The organism is Stenotrophomonas sp. YJH_SMC_37 (assembly GCF_059370035.1).
This window is the reverse complement of sequence record NZ_JCAFTG010000002.1, coordinates 1-25646: the sequence shown is the minus strand read 5'-3', so window position 1 is coordinate 25646 and position 25646 is coordinate 1. Positions and strand designations below refer to the sequence as shown.

Here is a 25646-nt window from a genome sequence, read left to right as displayed (position 1 = left end):
ACCTGCCAAGCCCGTGTTCAGGCCGGTTCTCACCCCGTGCACGAGCCGCAGGCCACAGTGATGGCATGGCAAGCAATGACGATCTGGTGGTGTTGCGACCGGAGGGGCTGTACTGCGCTGCGGGCGACTTCCACATCGATCCCTGGCGGCCGGTGCCGCGCGCGGTCATCACCCATGGCCACGGTGACCATGCTCGCCCGGGCATGGGCGAATACCACTGCAGCGACGGCAGCCTGCCGATCCTGCGTTGGCGCCTGGGCGACGTGCCGGTGCAGGCGCATGCCGAGGGCACCCCGTTCCGCCTGGGCCGGGTGCAGGTATCACTGCATCCAGCCGGCCACGTGCTGGGGTCCTCGCAGGTGCGCATCGACGACGGGCGGCAGGTCTGGGTGGCCTCCGGCGACTACAAGCGCCAGCCAGACCCGACCTGCGCGCCGTTCGAAGTGGTGCCCTGCGATACGTTCATCACCGAGGCAACCTTCGCCCTGCCGATCTACCGCTGGCCGGACACGCCGGCAGTCGCTGCGGAGATCGTGGCGTGGCGCCGCGAATGCGAACAGCGCGGCGAGGCGGCGATCCTGCTGTGCTATGCACTGGGCAAGGCACAACGGGTGCTGGCCGAGCTGCGGCCGCTGGATGATCGCCCGGCCTGGCTGCATGGCGCCATCGCCAATGGCGTAGCGGTGTACCGGCAGGCCGGCGTACCGATGCTGGAGACGCTCACCGTGGCCGAACAGGGCCGTCAACCCGATGCCGCCGGCCAGTTGATCCTCGCCCCGCCCTCGGCTGCGGGCACGCCCTGGATGCGCCGCTTCGGGCGCCACCAGCTGGGCTTCGCCTCGGGCTGGATGCAATTGCGCGGTAACCGGCGCCGACGCAACGTCGATCGTGGCTTCGTCATTTCCGATCACGCCGATTGGCCAGCACTGCTGACGACGATCGAACAGACCGGCGCGCAGCGGGTGATCGCCACCCATGGCAATACCGATGCGCTGATTCCCTACCTGCGTGAGCGCGGCGTGGCTGCCGAAGCCTTCCGTACCGGTTTCGGGAGCGAGGAATGAAAGCCTTCGCAGCGCTCTACCAACGCCTGGACCGCAGCACTGCCACGCTGGACAAGCGAGCGGCACTGGTCGATTACTTCGGCCAGGCAGGCGCGCACGATGCGGCGTGGGCGCTGTACCTCCTCAGTGGTGGCAAGGTGGGCGGCGCACGCCGGAAGATCGCCGCCAGTGGCGAACTGCGCGCCTGGATCGCCGAGGAATCAGGGTTGCCACCGTGGCTGGTGGACGACAGCTATGCGCAGGTCGGTGACCTGGCCGAAACGCTGACCCTGCTGCTGGACGACCCACCAAACCCCTCGCCTGACCGCCCCCTGGCCGAATGGATCGAACAGCACCTGCTGGCGGTGGCCAACCAACCCGAGGCGGTGCGCCGTGCGGCGGTCGTCGCCGGCTGGCGGCAGCTGTGCAGCAGCGAACGCCTGGTGTTCAACAAGCTGCTGACCGGAGCCCTGCGCGTTGGCGTCTCGCAACGGCTGGTGCAGCAGGCGCTGGCCGAGTGGTCCGGCCTGGATATTGCCCGCATCGCCCAGCGCATGCTGGGCGAGTGGGTGCCCTCGCCCGGGCTGCTGGCCCAGCTGCTGTCGCCGGATGAGCTGCCGCTCGACCGGCAGCAGCCCTACCCCTTTTTCCTCGCCTCGCCACTGGAGGGCAGCCCTGCCGAACGACTCGGTGCGATCGACGACTGGCTGCTGGAATGGAAGTGGGATGGCATCCGCGTGCAGCTGCTGCGCCGGCGCGGCGAGGTCGCCTTGTGGTCACGTGGCGAAGAGCGGCTGGATGGTCGCTTCCCCGAAATCGAACAGGCGGCGATGGCGCTTCCCGATGGCTGCGTGCTGGATGGCGAGCTGCTGGCCTGGGACGAAGCCGCGGACCTGCCACGTGCCTTCACCGCGCTGCAGACCCGCATCCAGCGCCGCAAACCCGGCGCGGCCACCCTGCGCAACACGCCGGTGCGCGTGCTCGCCTACGACCTGCTGGAACTCGATGGCGCGGACCTGCGCGAACTTCCATTGCAGCAACGGCGCGCGCGGCTCACCGAGGTCGTCGGTGCACTGGGCGATGCGCGCATCCAGCTGTCGCCCGACGTTGCCGCCGGCGACTGGCCGCAGGCCGCGACGATGCGCGATGTGGCGCGCGAACGCGGTGTGGAGGGGTTGATGCTGAAGCGGCGCACGTCCTCCTACCAAGCGGGGCGACGACGCGGCGACTGGTGGAAATGGAAGGTCGATCCACTCACGATAGACGCGGTGCTGCTGTACGCACAGGCCGGGCACGGCCGACGCAGCACGCTGTACACCGACTACACCTTTGGCGTGTGGGACGGCGACACGCTGGTGCCGGTGGCCAAGGCGTATTCCGGCCTGGACGACAAGGAGATCCTCGCGCTCGACCGCTGGATCCGCGCCAACACCCGCGAGCGCTTCGGGCCGGTGCGCAGCGTACGCGCCGAACAGGTGTTCGAGCTGGGCTTTGAAGCAGTCAACCGCAGCAGCCGGCACAAGTCCGGCATCGCCGTGCGCTTCCCGCGCATCCTGCGCTGGCGCCACGACAAGCCCGCCAGCGAGGCCGATCAGCTGGCCAGCCTGAAGGCGCTGGCGCGATGACCCGCAGCCAGGCGCTGCGCCGGCTGGAAGACTGGTTTGCGTCCAGAGGCTGGCGCTCACTGCCGTTCCAGCGCGCAATGTGGCGCCACTACCTGGCGGGCGAATCCGGGTTGCTGCATACGCCCACGGGCAGCGGCAAGACACTGGCGATGTTCGGCGGGCCCCTGCTGCAGGCCATGATCGATCCGCCGCCCTTGCCCCGTCGGGCCAGCGCGGTGCGCCCACTGCAGGTGCTGTGGGTGACGCCCTTGCGCGCGTTGGCCAGTGATACCGCACGCGCACTGCAGGACGTGGTCGATGGGCTGGGGCTGGGATGGCGTGTCGGCCTGCGTAGTGGCGACGCCAGCAACCGCGAACGACGACAGGCGCGCGAGGGCCGCGTCGACGTACTGGTGACCACGCCCGAATCGCTGGCGCTGTTGTTGAGCTATCCCGACACGCTGCCGCGCATGCGCCAGCTGCGCTGCGTGGTGGTGGATGAATGGCACGAACTGCTGGGCAACAAGCGCGGCGTCCTGCTGCAGTTGAACCTGGCGGTGTTGCGCGATGCCAGGCCGGCATTGCAGCTGTGGGGTCTGTCGGCCACGCTGGGCAATCTGCAGGAGGCGCGCGACGTGCTGCTGCCCGGTCAACCGGAAGCACCGATCGTGCAGGGCGTACGGCCGCGCACACTCAGCGTGCGCAGCCTGCTGCCAGGCCCCGGCGAACGCTTCCCATGGGCGGGGCATCTGGGCCTGGCACAGCTGCCACGCGTGCTGGAGGCGCTGATGCAGGCACGCAGCAGCCTGCTGTTCACCAACACCCGTGCACAGGCAGAACTGTGGCATCAGGCGCTGGCCGCGGTATGGCCGGAGGAACTGGACACGCTTGCGCTGCACCACGGCTCGCTGGATCCGGCCCTGCGCCAGCAGGTGGAAGACGGACTGCGCGCGGGCGCGCTGCGCTGCGTGGTTGCCACTTCCAGCCTTGACCTCGGCGTGGACTTCCCCGAAGTAGAACAGGTCCTGCAGCTGGGCAGCCCGAAGGGCGTGGCGCGCCTGCGCCAGCGCGCCGGACGCGCACGCCACCGCCCGGGTGCCAGCGGCGCCATCCTGTGCGTGCCCAGCCATGCGCTGGAACTGGCCGAGTACGCTGCGGTGCGCCGTGCATTGGCTGAAGGCGTGGTCGAAGCGCGCAGGCCGCCGACGCTGTCGCTGGATGTGCTGGCCCAGCACGCGGTCAGCCGTGCGCTGGCGGGCGGCTTCGACAGCACTGCGCTGCTGGAACAGGTCCGGCGTACCCATGCCTTCGCGTCGCTCGGCAACGACCAATGGCAGGCCGTGCTCACGTTCATCGTGCAGGGCGGGCAGGCCTTGGCCCAGTACCCCGATTTCCACAAGGTCGTGCGTGATGCCGATGGGTGGTACCGCATGCATGACCGCCGCGAGGCGCTGCGTCATCGGCTTTCGATCGGCACCATCAGCAGCGATGGCAGCGTGCGCGTGCAGTTCCTGCGCGGCGGCAGCCTGGGCGCCGTGGAGGAGCAGTTCGCCAGCCGGCTGCGACGTGGCGATCGTTTCCAGTTCGCCGGGCGCCTGCTGGAGCTGGTGCAGCTGCGCGACATGACCGCCTTCGTGCGGTTGGCACGAGGGCGCGGAGACGGCGTCGTGCCACGCTGGCAGGGAGGCCAGTTGCCGCTGTCGATGCCACTCGGTCGCGAGCTGGAGTGGGTACTGTCCGGCGCCGACAACAGTGCCGAATCACGCTGGCTGTCGCCCTTGCTGGCACTGCAGCAACAGTTGTCGGCGCTTCCCGGCCCGGACCACCTGCTGGTGGAACAGGTGCGGCGTCGCGAAGGCCAGTTCCTGTTCGTCTATCCCTTTGCCGGCCGCCACGTGCATGAGGCGCTGGCCGCCCTGCTGGCCTTGCGCTGTACCCGCCTGCAGCGCAACAGCATCGGCTACGCGGTGAACGACCATGGCCTGGTGCTGGCACCGGCCCAGGCGATCGATCTGGACGCAGCGCAATGGCGAGCATTGTTCACCCCCGATCAGCTGCTGGATGATCTGCGTGCCGCAGTGAACCTGGGCGAGCTGGCGCGGCGCCAGTTCCGCGGCATCGCACGTGTGGCCGGCCTGCTGGTGCCCAGCCTGCCCGGTGGCATGCCGCGATCGCTGCGGCAGTTGCAGGCGTCGGCGGGCCTGCTCTTCGATGTACTGCGCGAGCACGATCCGGGCCATCTGCTGCTGGCGTTGGCCGAACGCGAAGTGCTGCACGACAGCCTTGACCTGCCGGGCTTGCGGCAGGTACTGGCAAGGATCGGCACGCAGGCGCTGTCGGTGCAATGCCCGGCGTCGCTGACGCCCCTGGGCTTCCCGCTGTGGGCCGAACGCCTGCGTGGGCAGTTCAGCAACGAGGACTGGCGTACCCGCGTGCAACGCGCGGCCAAGCAGCTGGAGCGCCGCCATGGCCGATGAACTGCTGCTGCTGCGCGCGGGCGAATCGCTTGTGCTGCTTGGCGAGCGCGCGCTGTACTGGCCCACACGGCAGGCGCTGTTGATCGCCGACCTGCACTTGGGCAAGGCCGACGTATTCCGCCGTGCCGGCATCGCGCTCCCCAGTGGTGGCACCGGGGAAGACCTCAATCGCCTGCAGGCGCTGCTGGACAGGTATGCATGCCGCGAGCTGTGGATCCTGGGCGACATCCTGCATGGACCGGCGCATCGCGCCGCGTGGTACCAGCAATGGTTGGCATGGCGCGAACGCAACGCGGCGCTGGACGTGCATGTCCTGCGCGGAAATCACGACCGCCACCTGCCGCACGCCCAGCTGCTGGTACAGATCCACGATGAAGCACACCTGCATCCGTTCATGCTTCGCCATGAGCCAGTGGCCGATGCAGGACGGCATGTGATCGCTGGGCATCTGCATCCGCAGGTCGCCCTGCCGCCGTTGCGTCGGCGCTTCCCCGTATTCTGGCTGCGTGACGGGATGACGGTCCTGCCGGCCTTCTCTGCGTTCACTGCGGGAATCGTGCCTGTTCCCGCTCCCGGCGAGCAGAGGGTGGCCTGCGTCGAGGGCAGCCTGGTCGAACTGCCCGTGACGTGAATCAGGCGGGGCGGATCTCCAGCTGCGGCATCAACTGGAACTCGGGCGTATCCCCTTCACGCCGCCGCGGCAAGGCCTGGATCCTCGCCAGCATTTCCTGCGCGCAGGCGCGGATGCGTGCATGGTGTTCCGGCGACGCGTGGCTGATCAGGCTGCCCACATGGAATTCAAACACGTCCTCCAGTACGTCGGGCTGGTCCTCGTGCAGCATCTGCAGCAGACCACGCAGCTTGCAGATTTCCGATTCCAGCTCCTCGACCGCGAACAACATGGCGTCCTCCTCTTCAACAACAGGCGGCGCGTCCGGGCCGCAACAGGCCGCAAGGGCAGCGCCGCCCGGGCCACGCGCGATGTCGATCACGGAAAGGAAAACGGGCGACGCGCAATCGCGTGCAACCCACTTCTCGCATATCTGTAGTGACGCAGCCGTTAATTCACGTGACGACGCGCCTCACGCACTGGCCGTGATCGCGTTGCTGGGAGGCATTGCCATCGACGTGCCCAGTTCGTTGACGAATGCCGGGTCCAGTTGGAGCGAGCCAAGCCAGCCATGCTGCGTGCCACTGAGTATGCGCAGCATATGCCCACGGCCACCGGGCAGGCGCCCCATCGGGCCAAGCAGCACATCACGCGCTTTCGCCCAAGCGTCGCGGTCGGACTGGAACAGTGGCGTCAGCCAGCGGCTCCAGCGCTGGTACACGGCCACATGCGCGCGCCGCTGCGCTTGGTAGGCCTGCAATGCCGCCGCACTGCCGCCATGGCTGCGCACGGCATCGCGCAGTGCCAGCGCATCGAGCAACGCCATGTTCACACCCTGCCCCAGCTGTGGGCTCATCGCATGCGCCGCATCACCGGCCAGCACCATGCGGCCTTGGTGCCAACGTGTCATCACCGCATCACGGTAAACGGCGCGCGCCATCTGGCCGGCATCGCGCAGATGGGCGAAGCGCGCACTGGCCTGCGGCCACAGCGCATGCAGTTCATCCAGCCAGGGCGCCATACCTTCGGCCTGCCACCGATCGAAATCGGCGCGTGGCAGGCTCCAGAAGAAGCTCAGGCGCGGCGTGTCATCACCGGGGCGGGTACCGACCGGCAGCAGCCCGATCATCTTGCGCGCGGCCACGTAGCGCTGGCGCAGCTCGCTCATGTGCGGCCAGTCCTCGGCCGGCAGCAGGCACCACAGCGCGCCCCACGGGTAAACCCTGTCCAGCGCGATGCCCCGCTCGACGCCGCCGCGCAGCGTTGAAGCTGCACCATCGGCAGCCACCACAAGGTCGAACGGTCCGTGCTGGCGCCCCTCGCTGTCGCGCAAACGCCCCTGTGCGGCGTCGACGGAAACGATGGTGGTGCCGACATGCAGCTGGCCGGCGCCATCGCGGGCCTGGTCCAGCAGCGAAAACAGCGCCCCGCGCTGCATGCCCAGCCCATGCAGGCGTGCATCCAGCCCGGCATAGGCCATGTCCATCACCGCGCGCTCGCACGGCGTGTCGCCATACAGGCGGTGCACCGGCGCGGCATGTGCACGCACGGAATCAAGCAGGCCCATCTGCCACAGTACCTGCAGGCCGCTGGGCTGCAGCAGGAAGCCGGCGCCAACCGGTCCCGGCGTGGGCACGCGTTCGAAGATCTCCACCTCGTGGCCGTCACGGGTGAGCAGGATGGACACTGCCTGTCCAGCGGTGCCGTAGCCGATCACGGCGATGCGCAGTCGTTCCTTCATGGGCGCATTGTGCCCGAGGTGGGTGGATCGCGAACGGGCCGCGAGCATGCCGCGCAAAAAAAACCCCGCCGGAGCGGGGTTTTCAACGCACTGTCGAGTGGATCACTCGGCCGGCGTGATGTTCGAAGCCTGGGCACCCTTCGGGCCCTGGGTCACGTCATAGGTGACACGCTGGCCTTCCTGCAGGCTGCGGAAGCCCTTGGAGTTGATGGCGGAGAAGTGCGCGAACACGTCGGCGCTGCCATCCTCCGGCGAGATGAAGCCAAATCCCTTGGCGTCGTTGAACCACTTGACGGTACCGTTCGGCATGGTGATGCGAGACCTTATGCAATGAATGGGTGGTGTACGCTGAACCCGCGCACAAGCTGAGTATGCAAAGCTTGCTCGGCGAAGACAATCACCCCCGTGCCAATTCACCTACCAGTTCCGGAAGTCCGTTGCTGGCGGCCTGCACGTTGGCAAGTACTTCAGCCATCGTGATCTCTTCACCATCGCCACAGCCGGCAGCCCAGTTGGCGATGATCGCCAGGCAGGCGTAATCCAGCCCCAGCTCCCGTGCCAGTGCGGCTTCCGGCATCCCGGTCATGCCCACCAGATCGCAGCCGTCGCGGCGCATGCGGGCGATCTCGGCGATGGTTTCCAGGCGCGGGCCCTGCGTTGCGCCGTAGCAGCCGCCGTCATGGACCGTGACACCGGTCACTTTCGCAGCGGCCAGGATCTTGCTGCGCAGCACCGGCGTATAGGGGTGGCCGAAATCGACGTGGACCACGTCGGTGCCTTCTTCTTCACAGATCGTGCTGATGCGGCCCCAGGTGTAGTCGATGATCTGATCCGGGCAGGCCAGCACGCGCGGACCAAAGTGTTCGGTGATGCCTCCCACCGTGTTCAACGCCAGCACGCGCTGCGCGCCCAGTTGCTGCAGTGCGGCCAGGTTGGCGCGGTAGTTGATCTTGTGCGGCGGCAGCGAATGGCCCTCGCCATGCCGCGCCAGGAACGCCACGCGGTGTCCAAGCAGCGTACCGACGCGTACCGGGCCGGACGGGCGGCCGAAGCGGGTGTCGACCTCGTGGGTCTGCACGTCGTCAAGCTTGGCCAGGTTGTAGACACCGGTACCGCCGATCACGGCCAGGGCGATCTGTTGCATTCAAAGCACTCCATGAAAAGACCAACGCCGGCACCCGAGGATGCCGGCGGCAGAAGAAGACGCGCCGCGGGCGGCTGCGCCGTTATTCCTTCATCGCGTAGATGGCCGGCACGCAGCGCAGGGTTTCATTGACGTCCATGCCGAAGCCGAACACGTAGCGGTCCGGCAGTTCGATGCCGGCGTAGTCGGCGGTCACGTCCGGCAGCGCGCGGTCGTGCTTCTTCACCGTCATCGCGGCGATGCGCACGTCGGTCGCGCCCTGTTCCAGGCACCAGGTGCGCACGCCCTGCAGGGTGTAGCCCTCGTCCAGGATATCGTCGACCAGCAACACGCGGCGGCCGAACAGCGAGGTCGCCGGCTTGTGCTTCCAGACCAGGTCGCCGCCGGTGGTTTCGCCGCGGTAACGGGTGGCGTGCAGGTAATCGAACTGCACGTCCTGGCCGCGCGCGCCCAGCTCCAGCGCCAGCTGGCCGGCGAACGGCAGCGCGCCGTGCATGATTGACAGGAACAGTGGCACCTCGCCCCTGTAATCGCGCGCGATGGCGTCGGCGATACCAGCGATGGCCTTGTCGATGGTGGGGCGGTCGACCAGCAGGTCAGCCTGGGCCAGGGCCTGGGAAATGGTGAGGTTGGGCATCAGACGGTTCTTCCAAGGGTTTCAATCAGACGGGATTGGGTGTGGCCATGGCGGGCATCGGCCAGCAGGCCATCCCAGCCAAGCGCGCCGCGGCCGAGCAGGCCCAGCAGCGCAGCAGTATTGAGGGAGCGCCCCTGCACCGCGTGCAGGGCTTCATCAACCAGCTCCGGGTGGCAGATCAGCACCACGTCGCAGCCGGCGTCCAGGTGTGCGTGCACGCGCGCGGGCACGCCACCGGCACTGTGCGAGGCGGCCATGCCGATGTCATCGGAGAACACCACGCCGCGGAAGCCGAGCTCGCCACGCAGGATGTCCTGGATCCAGCGCGGCGAATAGCCAGCCGGTTCAGGCGCAATCTGCGGGTAGATCACGTGCGCCATCATCACCGCGTCGGCACCGGCGGCGATGCCGGCCTGGAATGGCACCAGGTCCTGCGCGCGCAGCTCGTCCAGCGCGCGCGGGTCGATCGCGGTATCCACGTGGGTGTCTTCCAGCACGGTGCCGTGGCCGGGGAAATGCTTGAGCGTGGCGGCCATGCCGACCGCATGCATGCCGCGCACATAGGCTGCGGTGAACGCCGCAACCACCTGCGGGTCTTCACTGAAGGCGCGGTTGCCGATGGCGCGGTTGCCGCGGCCAAGATCGACCACCGGGGCGAAGCTGAGGTCCAGCCCGCTGGCGCGGACTTCACTGGCCATCAGCCAGGCGTGCTGCTCGGCCAGCGACAGGGCCTGCTGCGGGTCGGTGGCGTACAGGGCACCGATGTCCTGCAGTGGCGGCAGATCACTGTAACCTTCGCGGAAGCGCTGTACGCGCCCGCCTTCCTGGTCCACGCAGATCAGCTGCGGGCGCGGCGCAGCGGCGCGGATCGCCGCGCTCAGATCGGTTACCTGCTGGCGCGAGGCGAAGTTGCGCTTGAACAGCACCACCCCGGCCACGGCATCGTGCTGCAGCCAGTCACGTTCCTGGGTGGTCAGTTCGGTGCCAGCAACGCCGATCAGCAGCATGGTTGATCTCCACAACGCGCGCCCGCATGGCGCAGTGCCGCATTGTCGCAGAACCGGCCGACAGGCGCAGTGGTCAAGGGGAAAAGGGAAACGCGGGGGCTCTGCCCCGGTCTGCTCAGACCCTGCAGCCGTCCGGGCCGCAGGCCTCGTCGTCGCCAGCCGGGGCGGCCGGGGGCCCCTGTTCGGCCGCGATCTGGCGCAGCGCGTTGGCAAAGCCTTCTGGCGGCTGCGCCCCGGAGATCGCCCACTTCCCGTCGATGACAAAGGTCGGCACGGAGGAAATGCCCAGCGCGTGGGCTTGGCCGAGCTTGGCCTCGACCTCGGCCAAACCACGGTCCGAGGCCAGCATCTGCGCGATTTCGCCACCGTCCAGGCCGCCAGCCACGCCGGCCTTCACCAGTACAGCGTTGTCGGCCAGGTTCTGGCCATGTTCGAAGTGGGCGCGGAACAGCGCCTCGCTGACCGCATCCTGCACGCCGTGCTCGCCGGCCAGCCACAGCACTCGGTGCGCCGGCAGCGTGGTCACCCGCACCTGGCCCTGGTTGAAATCCATCGGAAGCCCCTCCGCGCGCGCGGTGGTCTGGGTCTGGCCGAGGATCTGCTCGGTGCGCTCGACGCCCCCAAACTTCCGCGAATAGGCCTCGCGCAGCGGCACCGGGGTGTCGTCCGCATCCGGGTCCAGCTGGAACGGCTGCCAGTGGATATCAAGATCAGGCGCGTGCTCGCCCAGCAACTGCACGCCCTGCTGGAAACGATGCTTGCCGATCCAGCACCAGGGGCAGACCACGTCGGAATAGATGTCGATTCTCATCCCCACCACATGGGGCCCCCCTTCCTCGATAAAAGGGGACGGAGGGGATTAAGTCGCTTTCTGCACAGGCGGGGTAAAGACGACTTAATCCCCTCCGTCCCCCTTTTTGGGGTTCACCACTCTGAATACGGGCGGCTGGCCAGGGCAACGTTGTAGTAACGGGCGTCATCGGTCACTTCGGCACCGACCCAGTCCGGCAGGTCGATGGCTTGGTCGGCGCTTTCCAGCTCGACTTCAGCCACCACCAGGCCGGCGTTGTCACCGAGGAACTCATCCACTTCCCAGGTCAGGCCGGCGTGTTCGACCAGATGGCGGCGCTTGTCGATCAGGCCGCCGACGCACAGCGCCAGCAGTGCGCGCGCGTCCTCCACCGGGATCGGGTAGTCGAACTCCTGGCGGGTATGGCCGAGGGTGCGCGACTTCAGGTTCAGCGCGGCGTGGTCGCCTTCGATGCGCACGCGCACCGAGGCGTTCTGGGTGCCGCGGTCGAGCGCGCCCATGTCGTTGATGTAGCCCTGCGCCATCGGGATCACCCGATGCGCGGCGGTGCGCCAGCCATCGCTGCTGACCAGGAATTTGCGTTCGATTTCGATGCCCATGGCGCAATTATGCGCCACGGGTGATGACACCTGCTCAGCGCTTCTCGAATACTGCGATGCTTTCCACGTGCGCGGTGTGCGGGAACATGTCCATGGCACCGGCGCTGACCAGGGTGAAGCCCTGTTCGTTGACCAGATAGCCGGCATCGCGTGCCAGCGAGCCCGGGTGGCAGCTCACGTAGACAATGCGCTTGAACTGCTTCAGCGGCAGCTGCTGCAGCACTTCGATCGCGCCCGAGCGCGGCGGATCCAGCAGCAGCTTGTCGAAGCCCTGGCGCATCCACGCCGTGCTGCGCTGGTCCTGGGTCAGGTCGGCGCTGAAGAACTGGGCGTTGGCCAGGCCATTGCGCTCAGCATTCTCACGGGCGCGCGCGACGAGGCCGGCATCGCCTTCCACGCCAACGACCTCGCGCACGCGGCGGGCCAGCGGCAGAGTGAAATTGCCCAGGCCGCAGAACAGGTCCAGCACGCGCTCGTCCTCACCCGGCTCCAGCAGATCCAGGGCATGGGCGATCATCTTTTCGTTGAGCTTGGCGTTGACCTGGATGAAGTCCAGCGGGCGGAATGCCAGTTCCACATCCCAGGGCGCCAGCCGGAACGACAGGGGCACACCCTGCCCGTCCAGCGGCTGCACGGTGTCCACGCCACCGGACTGCAGGTAGATCACGAAGCCATGCTGCTGGCCGAAGGCAGCCCAGGCCGCACGGTCCGCATCGCTGAGTGGCTGCAGGTGGCGCACGGTCAGGACCACGGCCTGGTCGCCGGCGATGAACTCAATCTGCGGGATATCGCGCTTGCCATCGAGCGATTCGATGAAGGTGGACAGCGCCTCGACCTTGGTGCCGATCTCCGGGATCACGGTCAGGCACTGGCTGAGGTCGGCGACGAAACGCGGATCCTGTTCACGGAAGCCGACCAGGGTCTTGTCCTTCTTCTCGACCCGGCGCACGGAGAAGCGGCCCTTGCGACGGTAACCCCAGCTGTCGCCGACCAGCGGCGCAAGCACGGTGCCCGGCTTCACATGGCCGATCCGCTCCAGGTTGTCCATCAGCACGCGCTGCTTGGCGACGATCTGCTGGTCTTCGTCCAGGTGCTGCAGCACGCAGCCGGCGCAGGTGCCGAAATGCGGGCACTTCGGGGTCACGCGCTGCGGCGAGGCCTGCAGAACTTCCAGAGTGCGCGCTTCGTCGAAATGGCGGCTGCGGGCTGTCTGTTCGGCCGTCACCACCTCACCCGGCAGGGCACCGCTGACGAAGGTGACCTTGCCGCCCTCGCCTTCACGGCGGGCGACGCCGCGACCATCATGGCTGAGGTCGAGGATTTCGGTCTGGAACGGGGTACGGTCGATGCGGGAGCGGGATCGGGCCACGTGGCAACAGGCTGCGGGCAAAAATGGGGGCGTATTGTCGCAGATCCTGACCGGCAGGGTCCGGACCCGCTTGCGCCCGCCGCCGCCGTGCTTGATGATTGCAGCAGCTGACATGGAGGCAGCCCTGATGCAGATGACCCCGCGGGCCAGCCGGCCCCGCTTCCTGCTTGTCGAGGACGACATCATCAGCCGCGGTTTTTTCAAGGCGGCGTTGGAAACGTTACCGGCGGATGTGGACACCGCAGATTCGCTGGCCAGCGCTTTGGCCAGCGCCGAACCCGGCGCGCACGACCTGTGGCTGATCGACGTCAACCTGCCGGACGGCAATGGCGCGCAGCTGCTGCGCGAACTGCGCCGTTCACATCCCGACACCCCGGCGTTGGCACATACCGCTGACGGTGACACGTCCATCCATGCCCGCCTGCGCGAAGCTGGCTTCAGCGACACCCTGGTCAAGCCGCTGGGCCGCGACCAGTTGCTGAAGGCGGTGCGCCGCGCACTGGTGAACAGCCCGGCGGGGATCTCCGTTGCCCCGGCCCCGGCAGCGGTCGAGCTGCAGGTGCAGGACTGGGACGAGACAGCGGCACTGGCCGCGCTCAATGGCCAGCGCAACCACTTGATCGCCCTGCGCGAACTGTTCCTGGCCGAGCTGCCGGGGGTGCGTGACGCGGTCGAGCAGGCGGTGGACCAGCATGATGAGCGTCAGCTGCGCAGCCAGTTGCACCGGTTGCAGGCGAGCTGTGGGTTCGTGGGCGCGGCACGCTTGGCCCGGGCGGTGCGCCAGCTGCATCATGCGCCGGAGTCCGGGCAGGCCCAGGATGGGTTCCGCGCGGCGGTGGCGGCCCTGCTGCATTGAGGGTTGGTCGGCAGGGCTGCGCCCTGCACCCGCCAAAGCTAACGTCAAATTCAACGTCAAAAGCCGGCATCCCGTGGGATGGCGGGGCGGTGTCGGAGCGCGGGGACGCCGTGAACCCGTCCATGGGGGCTTGGCGTCCGCTGACGGGCGGCCAGATCAGACACCCCACACTCCGACACCGCCCCGCCTCTGACAGATTTCCGCGATCTGGTAGATCCACGCCATGCGTGGATGAATCTCTGTCAGATATCGAAATTCAAACTGGGGGTCAGATCCGTTTTCCGAAGGAAAACGGATCTGACCCCATTGCCATTCCGACAGCTCGCGGAAAACTGTCGAAGGCGGGGTGGGTCCGGTTGCGGGAGTGTCCGCGGCATGGATGCCGCGGCCAAGCCCCCAGGGATGGGTTTACGGCGTCTCCCGCAACCGGACCCACCCCGCCTACCCACGAGTAGCCAGCTTTTGACGTCGCCGTTGATTCGGCAGGTGCAGGGCTGCAAGCCCTGCCGAACACCCCCTACCTGCGGGGTGCGAGCTGCTCGAGCATTTCCCAGGACTTCAGGCCGCGCGGCCCGAGGTGATGGGCCAGCACCCGCCGCATCGGCAGGCGCAGGCTGGCCAGGTCGGCGGCATGGGGTTCTTCGTCGGCCGCCAACGCCAGCAGCGCCGAGCCAGTGGCCGCCGCCCGGCGTTCCCCACCGCGCTCGCTCAGCAGGCGCTGCGCGCCTTCCTGCGGGTCCAGTTCGTAGCGCGCGGCCGGGTCGATCGGCTGGCCGTCGCTCGCGCTGTCCAGATCGAAACCCAGGCCCAGCGCGGACAGCAGCTCGCGTTCGAAGCGACGCAGGGTCCAGGCCAGGCCGGCGCCCACGGCCAGCCGCGCACGTGCCTCGCCGTAGGCCAGGTACAACCCGGGCAGCGGGTCCTGGCGCGGGGCCAGGCGCAGGGTCAGTTCACTCAGGTAGAAGCCGGCCAACATCGCCTGGCCGACCAGGCGTGGCGCGGCATCCAGCGCCTCGGCACCGCGCAGCTGGGCCAGTTCACCGCGCTGCTGGGCACTGAAGCGGATCCATTGCAATGGCTGCAGGGCAGCGCGCAGCACCTGGCCCTTGGCGGTTGACACACCACGCGCGAGCAGGCCGATACGGCCATGCTGCGCGCTCAGCACTTCGACCAGCAGGCTGGTCTCGCGGTAGGCCCGTGCATGCAGCACGAAGCCGGTGTCGTCCTCGATCAGCATCGAAGCGACCGCAACGACTTACTCGTAACCGAAGGCCTTCAGTGCGGCCTCGTCGTCGGACCAGCCTTCACGCACGCGCACCCAGGTCTCCAGGAACACCTTGGCCCCGAACAAACGTTCCATCTGCAGGCGGGACTTGGCGCCGATCTCCTTCAGCCGGGTGCCACCCTTGCCGATCACGATCGCCTTCTGGCCTTCACGTTCGACCCAGATAACCGCACCGATGCGCAGCAGGTTGCCATCTTCGGTGAAACGCTCGATTTCCACCGTGGTGGCATACGGCAGTTCCTCGCCGAGCTGGCGCATCAGCTGCTCGCGCACCAGTTCACCGGCCAGGAAACGCTGGCTGCGGTCGGTGATCTCGTCCTCGCCGAACATTGGCGGGGCTTCCGGCAGCAGCTTCAGCACATCGCGCACCAGCGCTTCCAGGCCGTTGCGCTTCTGCGCGGAGATCGGATGCACGGCGGCGAAGTCGCGACCTTCGGTCACCTGCTGCAGGAACGGCAGCAGCGCGCCCTTCTCCTTCAGGCGATCGATCTTGTTGACCACCAGCACCACCGGAATGCCAGCGTCGCGCAGCACATTGAAAGCCAGGCTGTCCTCTTCATCCCAGCGGCCGGCTTCGATCACCAGCAGGCCGGCGTCGACGCCTTCCAGCGAGCCGCGCGCAGCGCGGTTCATCACCCGGTTCATCGCCCGCTTCTGCACCTTGTGCAGGCCGGGGGTGTCGACCAGCACCAGCTGTCCTTCCGGATAGGTGGCGATGCCCAGCAGGCGATGGCGCGTGGTCTGCGGGCGGTTGGAAACGATGCTGACCTTGGCGCCGACCAGGGCATTGGTCAGGGTCGATTTGCCCACGTTCGGGCGGCCGATGACGGCCACGCTGCCGCAATGATGGGAAGTTTGTTCGCTCACTTGGAATCCAGTTGTTCTAGGACGGCCGCAGCCGCCTGTTGTTCGGCAAGCCGCCGCGAGGCGCCTTCGCCCTCGGTGCTGGCGGCCGGGTCGGCTACGTTGCAGCGTACCCGGAAGTGCTTGGCGTGGTCGTCACCGGATTCTGACACCAGCTCGTACTGCGGCAACGCCTTCTGTCGGGCCTGCAGCCATTCCTGCAGGCGGGTCTTGGGATCCTTCTCAGGCCGGCCCGAGGCCGGCAGCGCCTCGATCGAAGCACTGAACCAGGGCAGCACCACTGCCCGGCAGGCCTCGAAGCCGGCATCCAGGTAGATCGCAGCCACCACGGCTTCCACCGCATCGGCCAGGATCGAGTCGCGGCGATGACCACCGGACTTCATTTCGCCCGGGCCCAAGGTCAGCCGCTCGCCCAGTTCCAGGCTGCGCCCGATCACCGCAAGTGCGCCTTCACGCACCAGCTCTGCGCGGGCACGGGTCATCGCCCCTTCGTCGGCCTTGGGCCAGCGCCGGTACAACGCCTCGGCCGCCATCATGTTGACGATGCTGTCGCCAAGGAACTCCAGCCGCTCATTGTGCGGCGCACCGGCACTGCGATGCGTCAGCGCCTGCTTGAGCAGCGCCGGGTCGCTGAAGGCATGACCGATCAGGTCGCCACGTTGGATGAATTTACTGGGCACCGCTTCGTGTCAGGTCCTGGGAAGAATCGAATTTGCCAACCACATCGAGGTTGCCGATCAGCTGACGGCGCACTTCGTAGTTGACCTTGAGGGTCCAGCCATTGTCGCGACGGTCGAACTTCACGTTGGCCGGCTTCACGTTGTCCGAGTAGTTGATGTACAGGCGCTTGAAGAACAGGTCCTGGATGCGCGCCGGCTCCATGCTGCCCACGCCCGGCTCGTTGGCCAGGCTCTTCATCGCCGAGCGCACAGCGTAGTACTCCTGATACATCGGGAACAGCTTCATGCCGATGTAGAGGAAGAAGCCCACCACGATCAGGACCGTCAGGAACGAGGTCAAGGTCATGCCACGCTGCGTGTTCATCGTCTTCATTGCGTTCTCCCCAGATACGCGTTGGATGTGAAGGTACTCAGTTGATGCTCGAGCCGATCCGCGACGGCTCGAAGCCATCCTTGCACAACCAGCCCTGGCAGTTCAGCCAGATCAGGAACGCCTTGCCGCGCAGGTTTTCTTCCGGCAGCAGGCCCCAGAACCGGCCGTCATCGCTGTTGTCGCGGTTGTCGCCCATCACCAGGTACTTGCCGGCCGGCACGGTCCACTGGCCCTGGCCGCGCGGATAGTCGGTCTCCAGCACCGTGTGGCTGCGGCCCGGCAGGTGCTCGAGCAGCAGGTTGGCGCCCTCGCCCTGGCCCTTGTGGCCGGCGTAGATACCCTTGTTGTCATACTTCAGCGGCTCGCCGTTGAGGATCACGCCGTCGCCTTCGAAGACCACGGTGTCACCCGGCACGCCGATCACGCGCTTGATGAAGTTCTCGCCCTTGGCCGGATCGTTCTCGCCATGGCCGGGGAAGTGGAACACCACCACGTCACCACGCGACGGCTCGCCAAACGGCACGATCTTGGTGTTGCTGATCGGCAGGCGCAGGCCATAGGAGAACTTGTTGACCAGGATGAAATCGCCGATCAGCAGGTTCGGCATCATCGAACTGGATGGAATCTTGTACGGCTCCGCAATGAAGCTGCGCACGACCAGCACGATCGCCAGCACCGGGAAGAACGCACGCGAGTAATCCACCAGCACCGGCTCGGAATCGAGCAGGCCCGCGCGCTGGGCGCGACGCTTGGCGAGGTACAGCTTGTCCGCAAGCAGGATCAGGCCCGAGGCCAGGGTCAGCACGACCAGGAGGATCTCAAACAGTTTCATTCAGGGTCCTTTGCAACGTCACCAGACGACCGGCCCCGCAGGGCCGGTGCGGGCTTACTTGTTGTCCATCTGCAGCACGGCCAGGAACGCTTCCTGCGGGATCTCCACGCGGCCGACCTGCTTCATGCGCTTCTTGCCTTCCTTCTGCTTTTCCAGAAGCTTCTTCTTGCGCGAAACGTCGCCACCATAGCACTTGGCCAGCACGTTCTTGCGCATGGCCTTGACCGTGGTGCGGGCGATGATCTGCGAGCCAACGGCGGCCTGGATGGCCACGTCGAACATCTGGCGCGGGATCAGGTCCTTCATCTTTTCGCACAGCTCGCGGCCGCGGCGGTCGGCATGGCTGCGGTGCACGATCAGCGACAGGGCATCGACCTTGTCACCGTTGATCAGCACGTCCACGCGCACGAACGGGCCCGCGTCGAAGCGCACGAAGTGGTAGTCCAGCGAGGCATAGCCACGGCTGACCGACTTCAGCTTGTCGAAGAAGTCCAGCACCACCTCGGCCATCGGCAATTCATAGCTGATCTGCACCTGGCTGCCCAGGTAATTGATGCCGATCTGGCTGCCGCGCTTTTCTTCGCATAGCTTGATGATGTTGCCGATGTACTCCTCGGGAGTGAGCACGTTGGCACGGATGATCGGCTCGCGGATCTCCTCGACCTGGTTCACCGGCGGCAGCTTGGCCGGATTGTCCATGTTGATGATCGAGCCATCGGTCTTCAGGACCTCGTACACCACCGTCGGCGCGGTGCTGATCAGGTCCAGGTTGTATTCGCGCTCCAGGCGCTCCTGCACGATCTCCATGTGCAGCATGCCCAGGAAGCCGCAGCGGAAGCCGAAGCCCATCGCCTCGGAGCTTTCCGGCTCGAAACGCAGCGCGGCGTCGTTCAGGCGTAGCTTGTCCAGCGCTTCGCGCAGGTCCGGGTAGTCCTCGGCGTCGACCGGGAACAGGCCGGCGAACACGCGCGGCTGCATTTCCTGGAAGCCCGGCAGCGGCTTCGGGGCCGGGTCGCCGGCCAGGGTCAGCGTGTCGCCGACCGGCGCACCGTGCACGTCCTTGATGCTGGCGGTGACCCAACCCACTTCACCGGCCTTCAGCGCCGGCAGCACCTTGCGCTTCGGGGTGAACACGCCAACGTTGTCGACCTGGTGGTTGCGGCCGGTGGACATCACCTGCAGCTTGTCACCGGCCTTGATCTCGCCCTGCATCACGCGCACCAGCGACACCACGCCCAGGTAATTGTCGAACCACGAATCGATGATCAGCGCCTGCAGCTTGTCGGTGTCGCGCGGCGCCGGCGCCGGGATGCGGTGCACGATCGCTTCCAGCACATCCTGCACGTTCAAGCCGGTCTTGGCGCTGACCGGCACCGCGTCGGAGGCGTCGATGCCGATCACGGCCTCGATCTCGGCCTTGGCGCGCTCGATGTCGGCGGTGGGCAGGTCGATCTTGTTGATCACCGGCACCACTTCCAGGCCCTGCTCCACCGCGGTGTAGCAGTTGGCCACCGACTGCGCTTCCACGCCCTGGGCGGCATCGACCACAAGCAGCGCGCCTTCGCAGGCGGCCAGCGAGCGGCTGACTTCATAGGAGAAGTCGACGTGGCCGGGGGTGTCGATGAAGTTCAGGTGGTAGGTCTGCCCGTCCTTGGCCAGGTACGGCAGCGACACCGACTGCGCCTTGATCGTGATGCCACGCTCGCGCTCGATCGGGTTGGAGTCGAGCACCTGCGCTTCCATCTCGCGGGCCTGCAGGCCACCACAGAGCTGGATGATGCGGTCGGCCAGCGTGGACTTGCCGTGGTCGACATGGGCGATGATGGAGAAGTTGCGGATGTTCCGCATCGAATCAGAAGACATAGGTGGCGGCGGCGCGCGGCGTCGTCAGGGTAACGGTCGATTATCGCATGCCCGGCGCCCGCCCGCGAAAACGGCCTCATCGAGCCGGGCCCGGAATGCCCGAAGCCCCGCCGGGGCGGGGCTTCGGGGGAACCACGTGGCCGCCGGGGCGGCCCTGCACCGGCCTTATTGGCCAGCCTTGACCGCTACGAACGCGCTGTTGCCGCTGCCGGTGCGCACCAGCAGCATCACTACGTCGCCCTTCTTGTAGCTGGACAGCGCACGGTTCAGCGCGTCCACGCTGCCGACCTGGGTGCTGGCTACCTGCAGGATCACCATGCCCGGAGACAGGCCCGCATCGCGGGCGCCCTGGCCCTTGACCCCGGTGATGCGCACGCCCTCGCCCGATTCCAGGCCCAGCTGCTTGCGCTGCGGCGCGGTCAGGTCACTGACGTCCAGCCCCAGCAGGGCGTTGGCGCCGGCCTGTGGAGCCGCATCGCTGTTGCCGGCAGCCGGGCCACGCGAACTGGCCTGCGCATCTTCGGTCAGTGCGGTCAGGGTGGCGCTGAGGTCGCGCGGCTTGCCATCGCGGATCACGCCCAGGGTGACCCGGCTGCCCGGTGCCATCGCGCCGATCAGCGGGGGCAGGTCGGACCAGCTGTTGACCGGCGCGCCGTTCACCGAACGGATCACATCGCCGATCTTCACCCCGGCCCGGGCTGCAGCCGAGTCCGGCACGATCTGGTTGACCAGGGCGCCGCGGCTGTCCGGCAGGCCCATCGCCTGCGCTTTCAGGCCGTCGATTTCCTGCACCACCGCGCCGAGCTGGCCACGGGTGACTTTGCCGGTCTTCTTGATCTGCTCGACCGCGCTCATCGCCAGGTCGATCGGGATCGCGAAGCTGATGCCCATGTAGCCGCCCGAAGCAGAGAAGATCTGCGAGTTGATGCCGACCACTTCGCCACGCGTGTTCAGCAGCGGGCCACCGGAGTTGCCCTGGTTGATCGCCACGTCGGTCTGGATGAAGGGCACGTAGCGCTGGTCCGGCCCGCCGGTGCTGCGGCCAAGGGCGCTGACCACGCCGGCAGTGACCGAGTGATCGAGGCCGAACGGCGAGCCGATCGCGACCACCCATTGGCCCGGCTTGAGGGAGTTGGAGTCGCCAACGCGCACGGTCGGCAGGTTCTTGCCGTCGATCTTCAACAACGCGACGTCGTACTGCTGGTCGCTGCCCACCACTTTCGCGGTGAACTCACGGCGGTCGCCCAGCTTGACCTTCACCTCGCTGGCATCGGCCACCACGTGGTAGTTGGTCAGTACATAGCCATCGGGCGAGATGATGAAGCCCGAGCCCATGCCACGGCCCTTGATGCTGGGGCCGCCATCCGGCCCACCCGGCCCCTGCCCGGGCATCGGGAAGTCCGGGCCGAAGAAGCGGCGGAAGAACTCCGGCATGTCATCGTCGCCCATCGGGCCGCGGGCGACCTGGCGGTTGTTGCGGACGATGGTGGTGTCGACGTTGACCACGCCCGGGCCGACCTGTTCGACCAGATTGGTGAAGTCGGGCAGGCCGCTGACCAGCGGCTGCGCCGGTGCCCGCGCTGCTGCAGCTGGCGCAGGCTGGGTCTGCGCGGCAGGCGCGGGGGCCTGTGCGCAGGCCACCAGGGGAAGGGTCAGGGCCAGCAGACCCATGGCCTGCGTGCGGAGTCGGGGAGTCATCGGACGGCAACCTCCGGATCGGATGGAAAGAGGAATACGGACCCCGCCGGCGGCGGGGCGTGAAAGCGCCCGGCTCAGTCGCGCGGGCGCGGCGGCACCGGCAGGTCGTCCTGCAGGCGCGGCTCGAACGGATAGAACGCCGCGCCGCCGGCATGGGCCGGGAAGCTGGCATTGAGTGCGCCACCGGCAGCGGGCGCCAGGCTGGAGCGCGGCCACGGCCGGGCCTGCAGTCCGCCCACCTCGCCGAACGGCAGGTTGCGGCTGGCGTTGGCCGGCACGGTCGGGGTCAACGGCGCCGGCGCTGCGGCGACGGCCCGTTGCGGGGCCTCGTCGCGCTGGGCGGCACGCGCAGCCTGCTGGGTACGCGTGGCGCTGGCACGGCGGGCGTCCTGACGACGGCTGGAAGCGGCCATCGCCACAGCCGGCGCAGCAGCCACGGCCATCGCGGCCGTATCCACCGAAGCCTCGGTCACCGGGGCCGGCGCGGTGGGCGCCGGCGCCAGCTCCGCCTGGCTGGCGATCACCTGCGGCGCCAGCGGTTCACCCGGCGTGGCCTCCTTCAGCTTCTCGCCGCCGATGAACAGCGCGACGGCGGCCACCGACGCGGCCAGGGCGGCGCCGCCGCCCCAGGCCCGCCAGCCACTGCGGCGTACCTGGCGACGCGGCTCGACCTGCGGCGCCGGTTCGGCCGCGATCGCGGTGGCCACGGCCGCGCTGAAGCCGGCCGGCGCCAGCGCCGACGCCTGCCCGCGCATCACGTCGCCCAGCAGCTGCCAGCGTTCCTGGCATCCGGCCAGCTCGGGGTCGTGCTCCATCCGGCGCAGCAGGAAGCGCGCTTCGTCGGCGCCCAGCTCACCATCGACCAGGGCCGACAGCTGCTCGCGATGGCGCTGGTCCAGGCGCTGTCCGGCGGGCGATTGGTGGTTCTGCGATTCGTTGAACGGTTTACTGGTCATACGCGGCTCTTCTCACGGGTGGCGCTGCCGATGTCCAGCAGCGGCCGGAGTTCGGTGTCGATCGCCTCGCGCGCCCGGAAGATCCGTGAACGCACCGTGCCGATCGGGCACCCCATCTTCTGCGCGATATCCTCGTAGCTCAGGCCTTCCACCTCGCGCAGGGTGATTGCCGACCGGAGTTCTTCCGGCAGCGCGTTGACGGCCTTCATTACCGTCTGTTCCAGCTCCTGGCGCATCAACTCGCGTTCGGGCGTGTCGGTGTCGCGCAGGCGGGTACCGGTGTCGAACTGTTCGGCGTCGCCGATGTCGATGTCATCGGTCGGCGGCCGTCGATTGTGTGAAGCCAGGTAGTTTTTGGCGGTATTCACGGCGATTCGATGCAACCAGGTTGAGAACTGGGCGTCGCCACGGAAACTCCCGATCGCGCGGTAGGCGCGGATGAAAGTGTCCTGGGCGACGTCCTGACATTCGCTCCAGTCGGCGATGTAGCGACCGACCAGGGCCACCACCCGATGCTGGTACTTGCGCACCAGGACATCGAAGGCGGCACTCTCGCCGTGCTGCACGCGCCGGACCAGTTCCAGATCCAGCTCCTGTGGTGTATCAACCTCGGCCATGAGGGGCCGCACTCCTGTCAGCCCAACCGACGTCGGGCAATGAGACTGCCAATCCCGGGAAAAGTTCAGTCGCCGATCACCTGGCGCCGCACCAGCTTTTAACCACCGTTCCGTTAGCGTCCCGGTCCACGGCCATGGATCCGGGGGCGCCACTCCCCTGCTATTGGGATTTGACGCGGGGGAAACAACCTCTGGATCATAGCCGCTTCTCCATACACAACCGGATGGAACGTCCATGCTCTCAGGCTTCGATGGTCTCCGCTTCAGCCACTGGCACCCCGAGATCCGCGACGACGGCGTGGTGGTTCTCTCCCTGGATCGTCAGGACAGCAGCGTCAACGCCATGTCGCAGGACGTGCTGCTGGAGCTGGGCGACCTGCTTGAGCGCATCGCGCTGGATCCGCCCAAGGGCGTGGTGATCCAGTCGCTGAAGAAGGCCGGCTTCATTGCCGGTGCCGACCTGAAGGAGTTCCAGGAGTTCGACCGTCGCGGCACTGTCAACGACGCGATCCGGCGTGGCCAGGCCACCTACCAGAAGCTGGCCGAACTGCCCTGCCCGACCGTGGCGGCGATCCATGGCCACTGCCTGGGAGGCGGCACCGAACTGGCGCTGGCCTGCCGCTACCGCGTGGCCTCCAACGACAGCAGCACCCGCATCGGCCTGCCGGAAACCCAGCTGGGCATCTTCCCGGGCTGGGGCGGCAGCGCCCGCCTGCCGCAACTGGTGGGTGCACCGGCGGCGATGGACATGATGCTGACCGGACGCACCCTGTCGGCCTCGGCCGCGCGGGGGATCGGCCTGGTCGACAAGGTGGTGGCGCCGGCGGTGGTGCTCGACACCGCCGTCGCGCTGGCGCTGTCCGGCACCAGCCGCCCGTTCAAGCAGCGCGCGATGGCCTGGGCCACCAACACCTGGCTGGCACGCCGGCTGCTGGCGCCGCAGATGGTCAAGCAGGTCGCACGCAAGGCGAAGAAGGACCAGTACCCGGCGCCGTACGCGCTGATCAGCACCTGGCAACGCAGTGGCGGCAAGCCGATCCAGGCGCGTTTGGACGCCGAGCGGCGCGCGGTGGTGAAGCTGGCCAGTACACCGACCGCGCGCAACCTGATCCGCATCTTCTTCCTCACCGAGCGACTGAAGGGCCTGGGCGGTGGTGATTCCGGCATCCGTCACGTGCACGTGGTCGGCGCCGGCGTGATGGGCGGCGACATCGCCGCGTGGGCCGCCTACAAGGGCTTCGACGTGACCCTGCAGGACCGTGAGCAGCGCTTCATCGACCCGGCCATGGAGCGCGCGCAGTCGCTGTTCGCCAAGAAGGTGCGTGACGAGAGCAAGCGCCCTGCCGTGGCCGCGCGCCTGCGTGCCGATCTGGAAGGCAACGGCGTGGCCGAAGCCGATCTGGTGATCGAGGCCATCATCGAGAACCCCGAGGCCAAGCGTGCGCTGTACCAGACGCTGGAACCGAAGATGAAGCAGGACGCGCTGCTGACCACCAACACTTCGTCGATCCCGCTGGTGGAACTGCGCGATCACATCCAGCGCCCGGCGCAGTTCGCCGGCCTGCACTATTTCAACCCGGTCGCGCAGATGCCGTTGGTGGAGATCATCCATCACGACGGCATGGCGCCGGAAACCGAACGCCGCCTGGCCGCGTTCTGCAAGGCACTGGGCAAGTTCCCGGTGCCGGTGGCCGGCAGCCCGGGCTTCCTGGTCAACCGCGTGCTGTTCCCTTACATGCTGGAAGCGGCCACCGCGTATGCCGAAGGCATTCCGGGCCCGGTGATCGACAAGGCCGCCGTGAAGTTCGGCATGCCGATGGGACCGATCGAACTGATCGACACCGTGGGGCTGGACGTGGCTGCGGGCGTGGGCCGCGAACTGGCGCCGTTCCTCGGCCTGCAGATTCCGGCGGCCCTGCAGACGGTGGAACAGGACAAGCGCGGCAAGAAGGATGGCCAGGGCATCTACACCTGGGAGAACGGCAAGCCGAAGAAGCCGGACGTGGCCAGCGATTACCAGGCCCCGGCCGATCTGGAGGACCGCCTGATCCTGCCGCTGTTGAACGAGGCGGTGGCGTGCCTGCACGAAGGTGTAGTGGCCGATGCGGACCTGTTGGATGCGGGCGTGATCTTCGGTACCGGTTTCGCGCCGTTCCGTGGCGGCCCGATCCAGCACATCCGTGCGGTGGGTGCCGATGCGATCGTCGAGCGGTTGAAGGCGCTGCAGCAGCGGCATGGCGACCGCTTCGCCCCGCGCCCGGGCTGGGACAACCCCGCCCTGCGCGAACCGGTGGTCTGAGTTTATCGGCCGGGCCTGCGGCCCGGCACCCGCAGAGGCAACGTCAAGTTCCACAGCAGAAGCCAGAGCCAAAGCGGCTCTGGCTTTTCTGTTTGTTGGGCGGGGCGGTGTCGGGTTGCGGGGACGCCATAAACCCGTCCTTGAAGTGACCCCCGGGAGTTGGACGCCAGATCCAACCCCGAGGGATACATGAACAGATACGACGCTCGTTTCAAACTGCAGGTCGCCAAAGAGGCCTGCAAGACCTCCACATCAGTCAAAGCCGTTGCTCGTCGCCACAG

Annotated in this window: 25 protein-coding genes; 7 read left to right on the top strand and 18 right to left on the bottom strand. The window is 67.5% G+C overall.

Annotation, left to right across the window (positions count from 1 at the left end):
- Window positions 1–65: 65 nt before the first annotated feature.
- From AC5P8J_RS02585 to pdeM, 4 genes are read left to right on the top strand one after another with little or no spacing between them, the layout of a single operon-like run.
- On the top strand, window positions 66–1064 hold the full coding sequence (locus tag AC5P8J_RS02585; RefSeq protein ID WP_111098037.1) for a ligase-associated DNA damage response exonuclease: 999 nt from the start codon (window positions 66–68) through the stop codon (window positions 1062–1064).
- Complete coding sequence (locus AC5P8J_RS02580) at window positions 1061–2668, top strand: ATP-dependent DNA ligase (protein ID WP_021203997.1); 1608 nt, start codon at window positions 1061–1063, stop codon at window positions 2666–2668. Before AC5P8J_RS02585 ends, AC5P8J_RS02580 begins: the two co-directional genes overlap by 4 nt.
- The gene (locus AC5P8J_RS02575; protein WP_495216594.1) at window positions 2665–5124 is read left to right on the top strand and encodes a ligase-associated DNA damage response DEXH box helicase; all 2460 of its coding nucleotides are present in this window, start codon (window positions 2665–2667) and stop codon (window positions 5122–5124) included. Before AC5P8J_RS02580 ends, AC5P8J_RS02575 begins: the two co-directional genes overlap by 4 nt.
- Window positions 5114–5755: a ligase-associated DNA damage response endonuclease PdeM gene (gene pdeM, locus AC5P8J_RS02570; protein WP_021203999.1), complete on the top strand. Its 642-nt coding sequence runs from the start codon at window positions 5114–5116 to the stop codon at window positions 5753–5755. The genes AC5P8J_RS02575 and pdeM overlap by 11 nt, the downstream gene beginning before the upstream one ends.
- A 1-nt stretch (window position 5756) precedes the next feature.
- On the opposite strand, the gene AC5P8J_RS02565 is transcribed toward pdeM, so the two are convergent.
- From AC5P8J_RS02565 to rlmD, 9 genes are all read right to left on the bottom strand, one after another.
- Window positions 5757–6026, bottom strand: a complete 270-nt coding sequence (locus tag AC5P8J_RS02565; RefSeq protein ID WP_019662157.1) for a hypothetical protein — start codon at window positions 6024–6026, stop codon at window positions 5757–5759.
- Window positions 6027–6206: 180 nt separating this feature from the next.
- A complete protein-coding gene (locus tag AC5P8J_RS02560) occupies window positions 6207–7475 on the bottom strand; it encodes an FAD-dependent oxidoreductase (RefSeq protein WP_111103083.1) in 1269 nt (422 codons plus the stop codon).
- A gap of 102 nt (window positions 7476–7577) precedes the next feature.
- Window positions 7578–7784: a cold-shock protein gene (locus tag AC5P8J_RS02555; protein ID WP_005410590.1), complete on the bottom strand. Its 207-nt coding sequence runs from the start codon at window positions 7782–7784 to the stop codon at window positions 7578–7580.
- Window positions 7785–7872: 88 nt separating this feature from the next.
- Window positions 7873–8619 carry an S-methyl-5'-thioinosine phosphorylase gene (locus AC5P8J_RS02550; RefSeq protein ID WP_459390041.1) on the bottom strand — a complete coding sequence of 249 codons (747 nt, stop codon included), beginning with the start codon at window positions 8617–8619 and terminating at the stop codon, window positions 7873–7875.
- A gap of 82 nt (window positions 8620–8701) precedes the next feature.
- On the bottom strand, window positions 8702–9256 hold the full coding sequence (locus AC5P8J_RS02545; protein ID WP_021204002.1) for a hypoxanthine-guanine phosphoribosyltransferase: 555 nt from the start codon (window positions 9254–9256) through the stop codon (window positions 8702–8704).
- Entirely contained in the window at window positions 9256–10263 is a 1008-nt protein-coding gene (gene nagZ / locus AC5P8J_RS02540) for a beta-N-acetylhexosaminidase (RefSeq protein ID WP_227854002.1), read from the bottom strand. The genes AC5P8J_RS02545 and nagZ overlap by 1 nt, the downstream gene beginning before the upstream one ends.
- 115 nt (window positions 10264–10378) lie before the next feature.
- The gene (locus AC5P8J_RS02535) at window positions 10379–11074 is read right to left on the bottom strand and encodes a DsbA family oxidoreductase (RefSeq protein ID WP_021204004.1); all 696 of its coding nucleotides are present in this window, start codon (window positions 11072–11074) and stop codon (window positions 10379–10381) included.
- A 113-nt stretch (window positions 11075–11187) separates the two neighbouring features.
- The gene (locus AC5P8J_RS02530) at window positions 11188–11673 is read right to left on the bottom strand and encodes a CYTH domain-containing protein (RefSeq protein ID WP_031270571.1); all 486 of its coding nucleotides are present in this window, start codon (window positions 11671–11673) and stop codon (window positions 11188–11190) included.
- 34 nt (window positions 11674–11707) lie between these two features.
- A complete protein-coding gene (gene rlmD / locus AC5P8J_RS02525; protein ID WP_031270572.1) occupies window positions 11708–13042 on the bottom strand; it encodes a 23S rRNA (uracil(1939)-C(5))-methyltransferase RlmD in 1335 nt (444 codons plus the stop codon).
- Between the two features lie 127 nt (window positions 13043–13169).
- On the opposite strand from rlmD, the gene AC5P8J_RS02520 reads away from it, so the two are divergent.
- Window positions 13170–13898 carry a response regulator gene (locus AC5P8J_RS02520; protein WP_031270573.1) on the top strand — a complete coding sequence of 243 codons (729 nt, stop codon included), beginning with the start codon at window positions 13170–13172 and terminating at the stop codon, window positions 13896–13898.
- A gap of 517 nt (window positions 13899–14415) precedes the next feature.
- On the opposite strand, the gene recO is transcribed toward AC5P8J_RS02520, so the two are convergent.
- The 9 genes from recO to rpoE form a co-directional block, all read right to left on the bottom strand.
- The gene (gene recO, locus AC5P8J_RS02515; protein WP_111098935.1) at window positions 14416–15135 is read right to left on the bottom strand and encodes a DNA repair protein RecO; all 720 of its coding nucleotides are present in this window, start codon (window positions 15133–15135) and stop codon (window positions 14416–14418) included.
- An 18-nt stretch (window positions 15136–15153) separates the two neighbouring features.
- On the bottom strand, window positions 15154–16050 hold the full coding sequence (era, locus tag AC5P8J_RS02510; RefSeq protein ID WP_019662166.1) for a GTPase Era: 897 nt from the start codon (window positions 16048–16050) through the stop codon (window positions 15154–15156).
- Complete coding sequence (rnc, locus tag AC5P8J_RS02505) at window positions 16047–16727, bottom strand: ribonuclease III (protein WP_019662167.1); 681 nt, start codon at window positions 16725–16727, stop codon at window positions 16047–16049. Before rnc ends, era begins: the two co-directional genes overlap by 4 nt.
- On the bottom strand, window positions 16717–17100 hold the full coding sequence (locus AC5P8J_RS02500) for a DUF4845 domain-containing protein (protein ID WP_010482821.1): 384 nt from the start codon (window positions 17098–17100) through the stop codon (window positions 16717–16719). Before AC5P8J_RS02500 ends, rnc begins: the two co-directional genes overlap by 11 nt.
- Window positions 17101–17137: 37 nt before the next feature.
- A complete protein-coding gene (gene lepB / locus AC5P8J_RS02495; RefSeq protein WP_021203460.1) occupies window positions 17138–17932 on the bottom strand; it encodes a signal peptidase I in 795 nt (264 codons plus the stop codon).
- 54 nt (window positions 17933–17986) lie between these two features.
- A complete protein-coding gene (gene lepA / locus AC5P8J_RS02490; protein ID WP_227854026.1) occupies window positions 17987–19780 on the bottom strand; it encodes a translation elongation factor 4 in 1794 nt (597 codons plus the stop codon).
- A 180-nt stretch (window positions 19781–19960) separates the two neighbouring features.
- Window positions 19961–21493 carry a DegQ family serine endoprotease gene (locus AC5P8J_RS02485; protein WP_019662170.1) on the bottom strand — a complete coding sequence of 511 codons (1533 nt, stop codon included), beginning with the start codon at window positions 21491–21493 and terminating at the stop codon, window positions 19961–19963.
- 74 nt (window positions 21494–21567) lie between these two features.
- Window positions 21568–22449 carry a sigma-E factor negative regulatory protein gene (locus AC5P8J_RS02480; RefSeq protein WP_495216592.1) on the bottom strand — a complete coding sequence of 294 codons (882 nt, stop codon included), beginning with the start codon at window positions 22447–22449 and terminating at the stop codon, window positions 21568–21570.
- Window positions 22446–23066: an RNA polymerase sigma factor RpoE gene (gene rpoE / locus AC5P8J_RS02475; protein ID WP_019662172.1), complete on the bottom strand. Its 621-nt coding sequence runs from the start codon at window positions 23064–23066 to the stop codon at window positions 22446–22448. The genes AC5P8J_RS02480 and rpoE overlap by 4 nt, the downstream gene beginning before the upstream one ends.
- 235 nt (window positions 23067–23301) lie before the next feature.
- Here rpoE and AC5P8J_RS02470 point away from each other — a divergent pair, with 235 nt between their 5' ends.
- Both AC5P8J_RS02470 and AC5P8J_RS02465 read left to right on the top strand, forming a co-directional pair.
- Window positions 23302–25365: a 3-hydroxyacyl-CoA dehydrogenase NAD-binding domain-containing protein gene (locus AC5P8J_RS02470; RefSeq protein ID WP_019662173.1), complete on the top strand. Its 2064-nt coding sequence runs from the start codon at window positions 23302–23304 to the stop codon at window positions 25363–25365.
- Window positions 25366–25554: 189 nt separating this feature from the next.
- Window positions 25555–25646, top strand: a 92-nt coding sequence (locus AC5P8J_RS02465) for a transposase (protein WP_332329010.1), incomplete at its 3' end; no start/stop codon positions are given.

Excerpts from the sequence above, each read along its gene's own strand:
- AC5P8J_RS02585 (WP_111098037.1), top strand. The coding sequence starts at position 66 with ATGGCAAGCAATGACGATCTGGTGGTGTTGCGACCGGAGGGGCTGTAC.
- AC5P8J_RS02580 (WP_021203997.1), top strand. The coding sequence starts at position 1,061 with ATGAAAGCCTTCGCAGCGCTCTACCAACGCCTGGACCGCAGCACTGCC.
- AC5P8J_RS02575 (WP_495216594.1), top strand. The coding sequence starts at position 2,665 with ATGACCCGCAGCCAGGCGCTGCGCCGGCTGGAAGACTGGTTTGCGTCC.
- pdeM (WP_021203999.1), top strand. The coding sequence starts at position 5,114 with ATGGCCGATGAACTGCTGCTGCTGCGCGCGGGCGAATCGCTTGTGCTG.
- AC5P8J_RS02565 (WP_019662157.1), bottom strand. The coding sequence starts at position 6,026 with ATGTTGTTCGCGGTCGAGGAGCTGGAATCGGAAATCTGCAAGCTGCGT.
- AC5P8J_RS02560 (WP_111103083.1), bottom strand. The coding sequence starts at position 7,475 with ATGAAGGAACGACTGCGCATCGCCGTGATCGGCTACGGCACCGCTGGA.
- AC5P8J_RS02555 (WP_005410590.1), bottom strand. The coding sequence starts at position 7,784 with ATGCCGAACGGTACCGTCAAGTGGTTCAACGACGCCAAGGGATTTGGC.
- AC5P8J_RS02550 (WP_459390041.1), bottom strand. The coding sequence starts at position 8,619 with ATGCAACAGATCGCCCTGGCCGTGATCGGCGGTACCGGTGTCTACAAC.
- AC5P8J_RS02545 (WP_021204002.1), bottom strand. The coding sequence starts at position 9,256 with ATGCCCAACCTCACCATTTCCCAGGCCCTGGCCCAGGCTGACCTGCTG.
- nagZ (WP_227854002.1), bottom strand. The coding sequence starts at position 10,263 with ATGCTGCTGATCGGCGTTGCTGGCACCGAACTGACCACCCAGGAACGT.
- AC5P8J_RS02535 (WP_021204004.1), bottom strand. The coding sequence starts at position 11,074 with ATGAGAATCGACATCTATTCCGACGTGGTCTGCCCCTGGTGCTGGATC.
- AC5P8J_RS02530 (WP_031270571.1), bottom strand. The coding sequence starts at position 11,673 with ATGGGCATCGAAATCGAACGCAAATTCCTGGTCAGCAGCGATGGCTGG.
- AC5P8J_RS02520 (WP_031270573.1), top strand. The coding sequence starts at position 13,170 with ATGCAGATGACCCCGCGGGCCAGCCGGCCCCGCTTCCTGCTTGTCGAG.
- recO (WP_111098935.1), bottom strand. The coding sequence starts at position 15,135 with ATGCTGATCGAGGACGACACCGGCTTCGTGCTGCATGCACGGGCCTAC.
- AC5P8J_RS02500 (WP_010482821.1), bottom strand. The coding sequence starts at position 17,100 with ATGAAGACGATGAACACGCAGCGTGGCATGACCTTGACCTCGTTCCTG.
- lepB (WP_021203460.1), bottom strand. The coding sequence starts at position 17,932 with ATGAAACTGTTTGAGATCCTCCTGGTCGTGCTGACCCTGGCCTCGGGC.
- lepA (WP_227854026.1), bottom strand. The coding sequence starts at position 19,780 with ATGCGGAACATCCGCAACTTCTCCATCATCGCCCATGTCGACCACGGC.
- AC5P8J_RS02485 (WP_019662170.1), bottom strand. The coding sequence starts at position 21,493 with ATGACTCCCCGACTCCGCACGCAGGCCATGGGTCTGCTGGCCCTGACC.
- AC5P8J_RS02480 (WP_495216592.1), bottom strand. The coding sequence starts at position 22,449 with ATGACCAGTAAACCGTTCAACGAATCGCAGAACCACCAATCGCCCGCC.
- rpoE (WP_019662172.1), bottom strand. The coding sequence starts at position 23,066 with ATGGCCGAGGTTGATACACCACAGGAGCTGGATCTGGAACTGGTCCGG.
- AC5P8J_RS02470 (WP_019662173.1), top strand. The coding sequence starts at position 23,302 with ATGCTCTCAGGCTTCGATGGTCTCCGCTTCAGCCACTGGCACCCCGAG.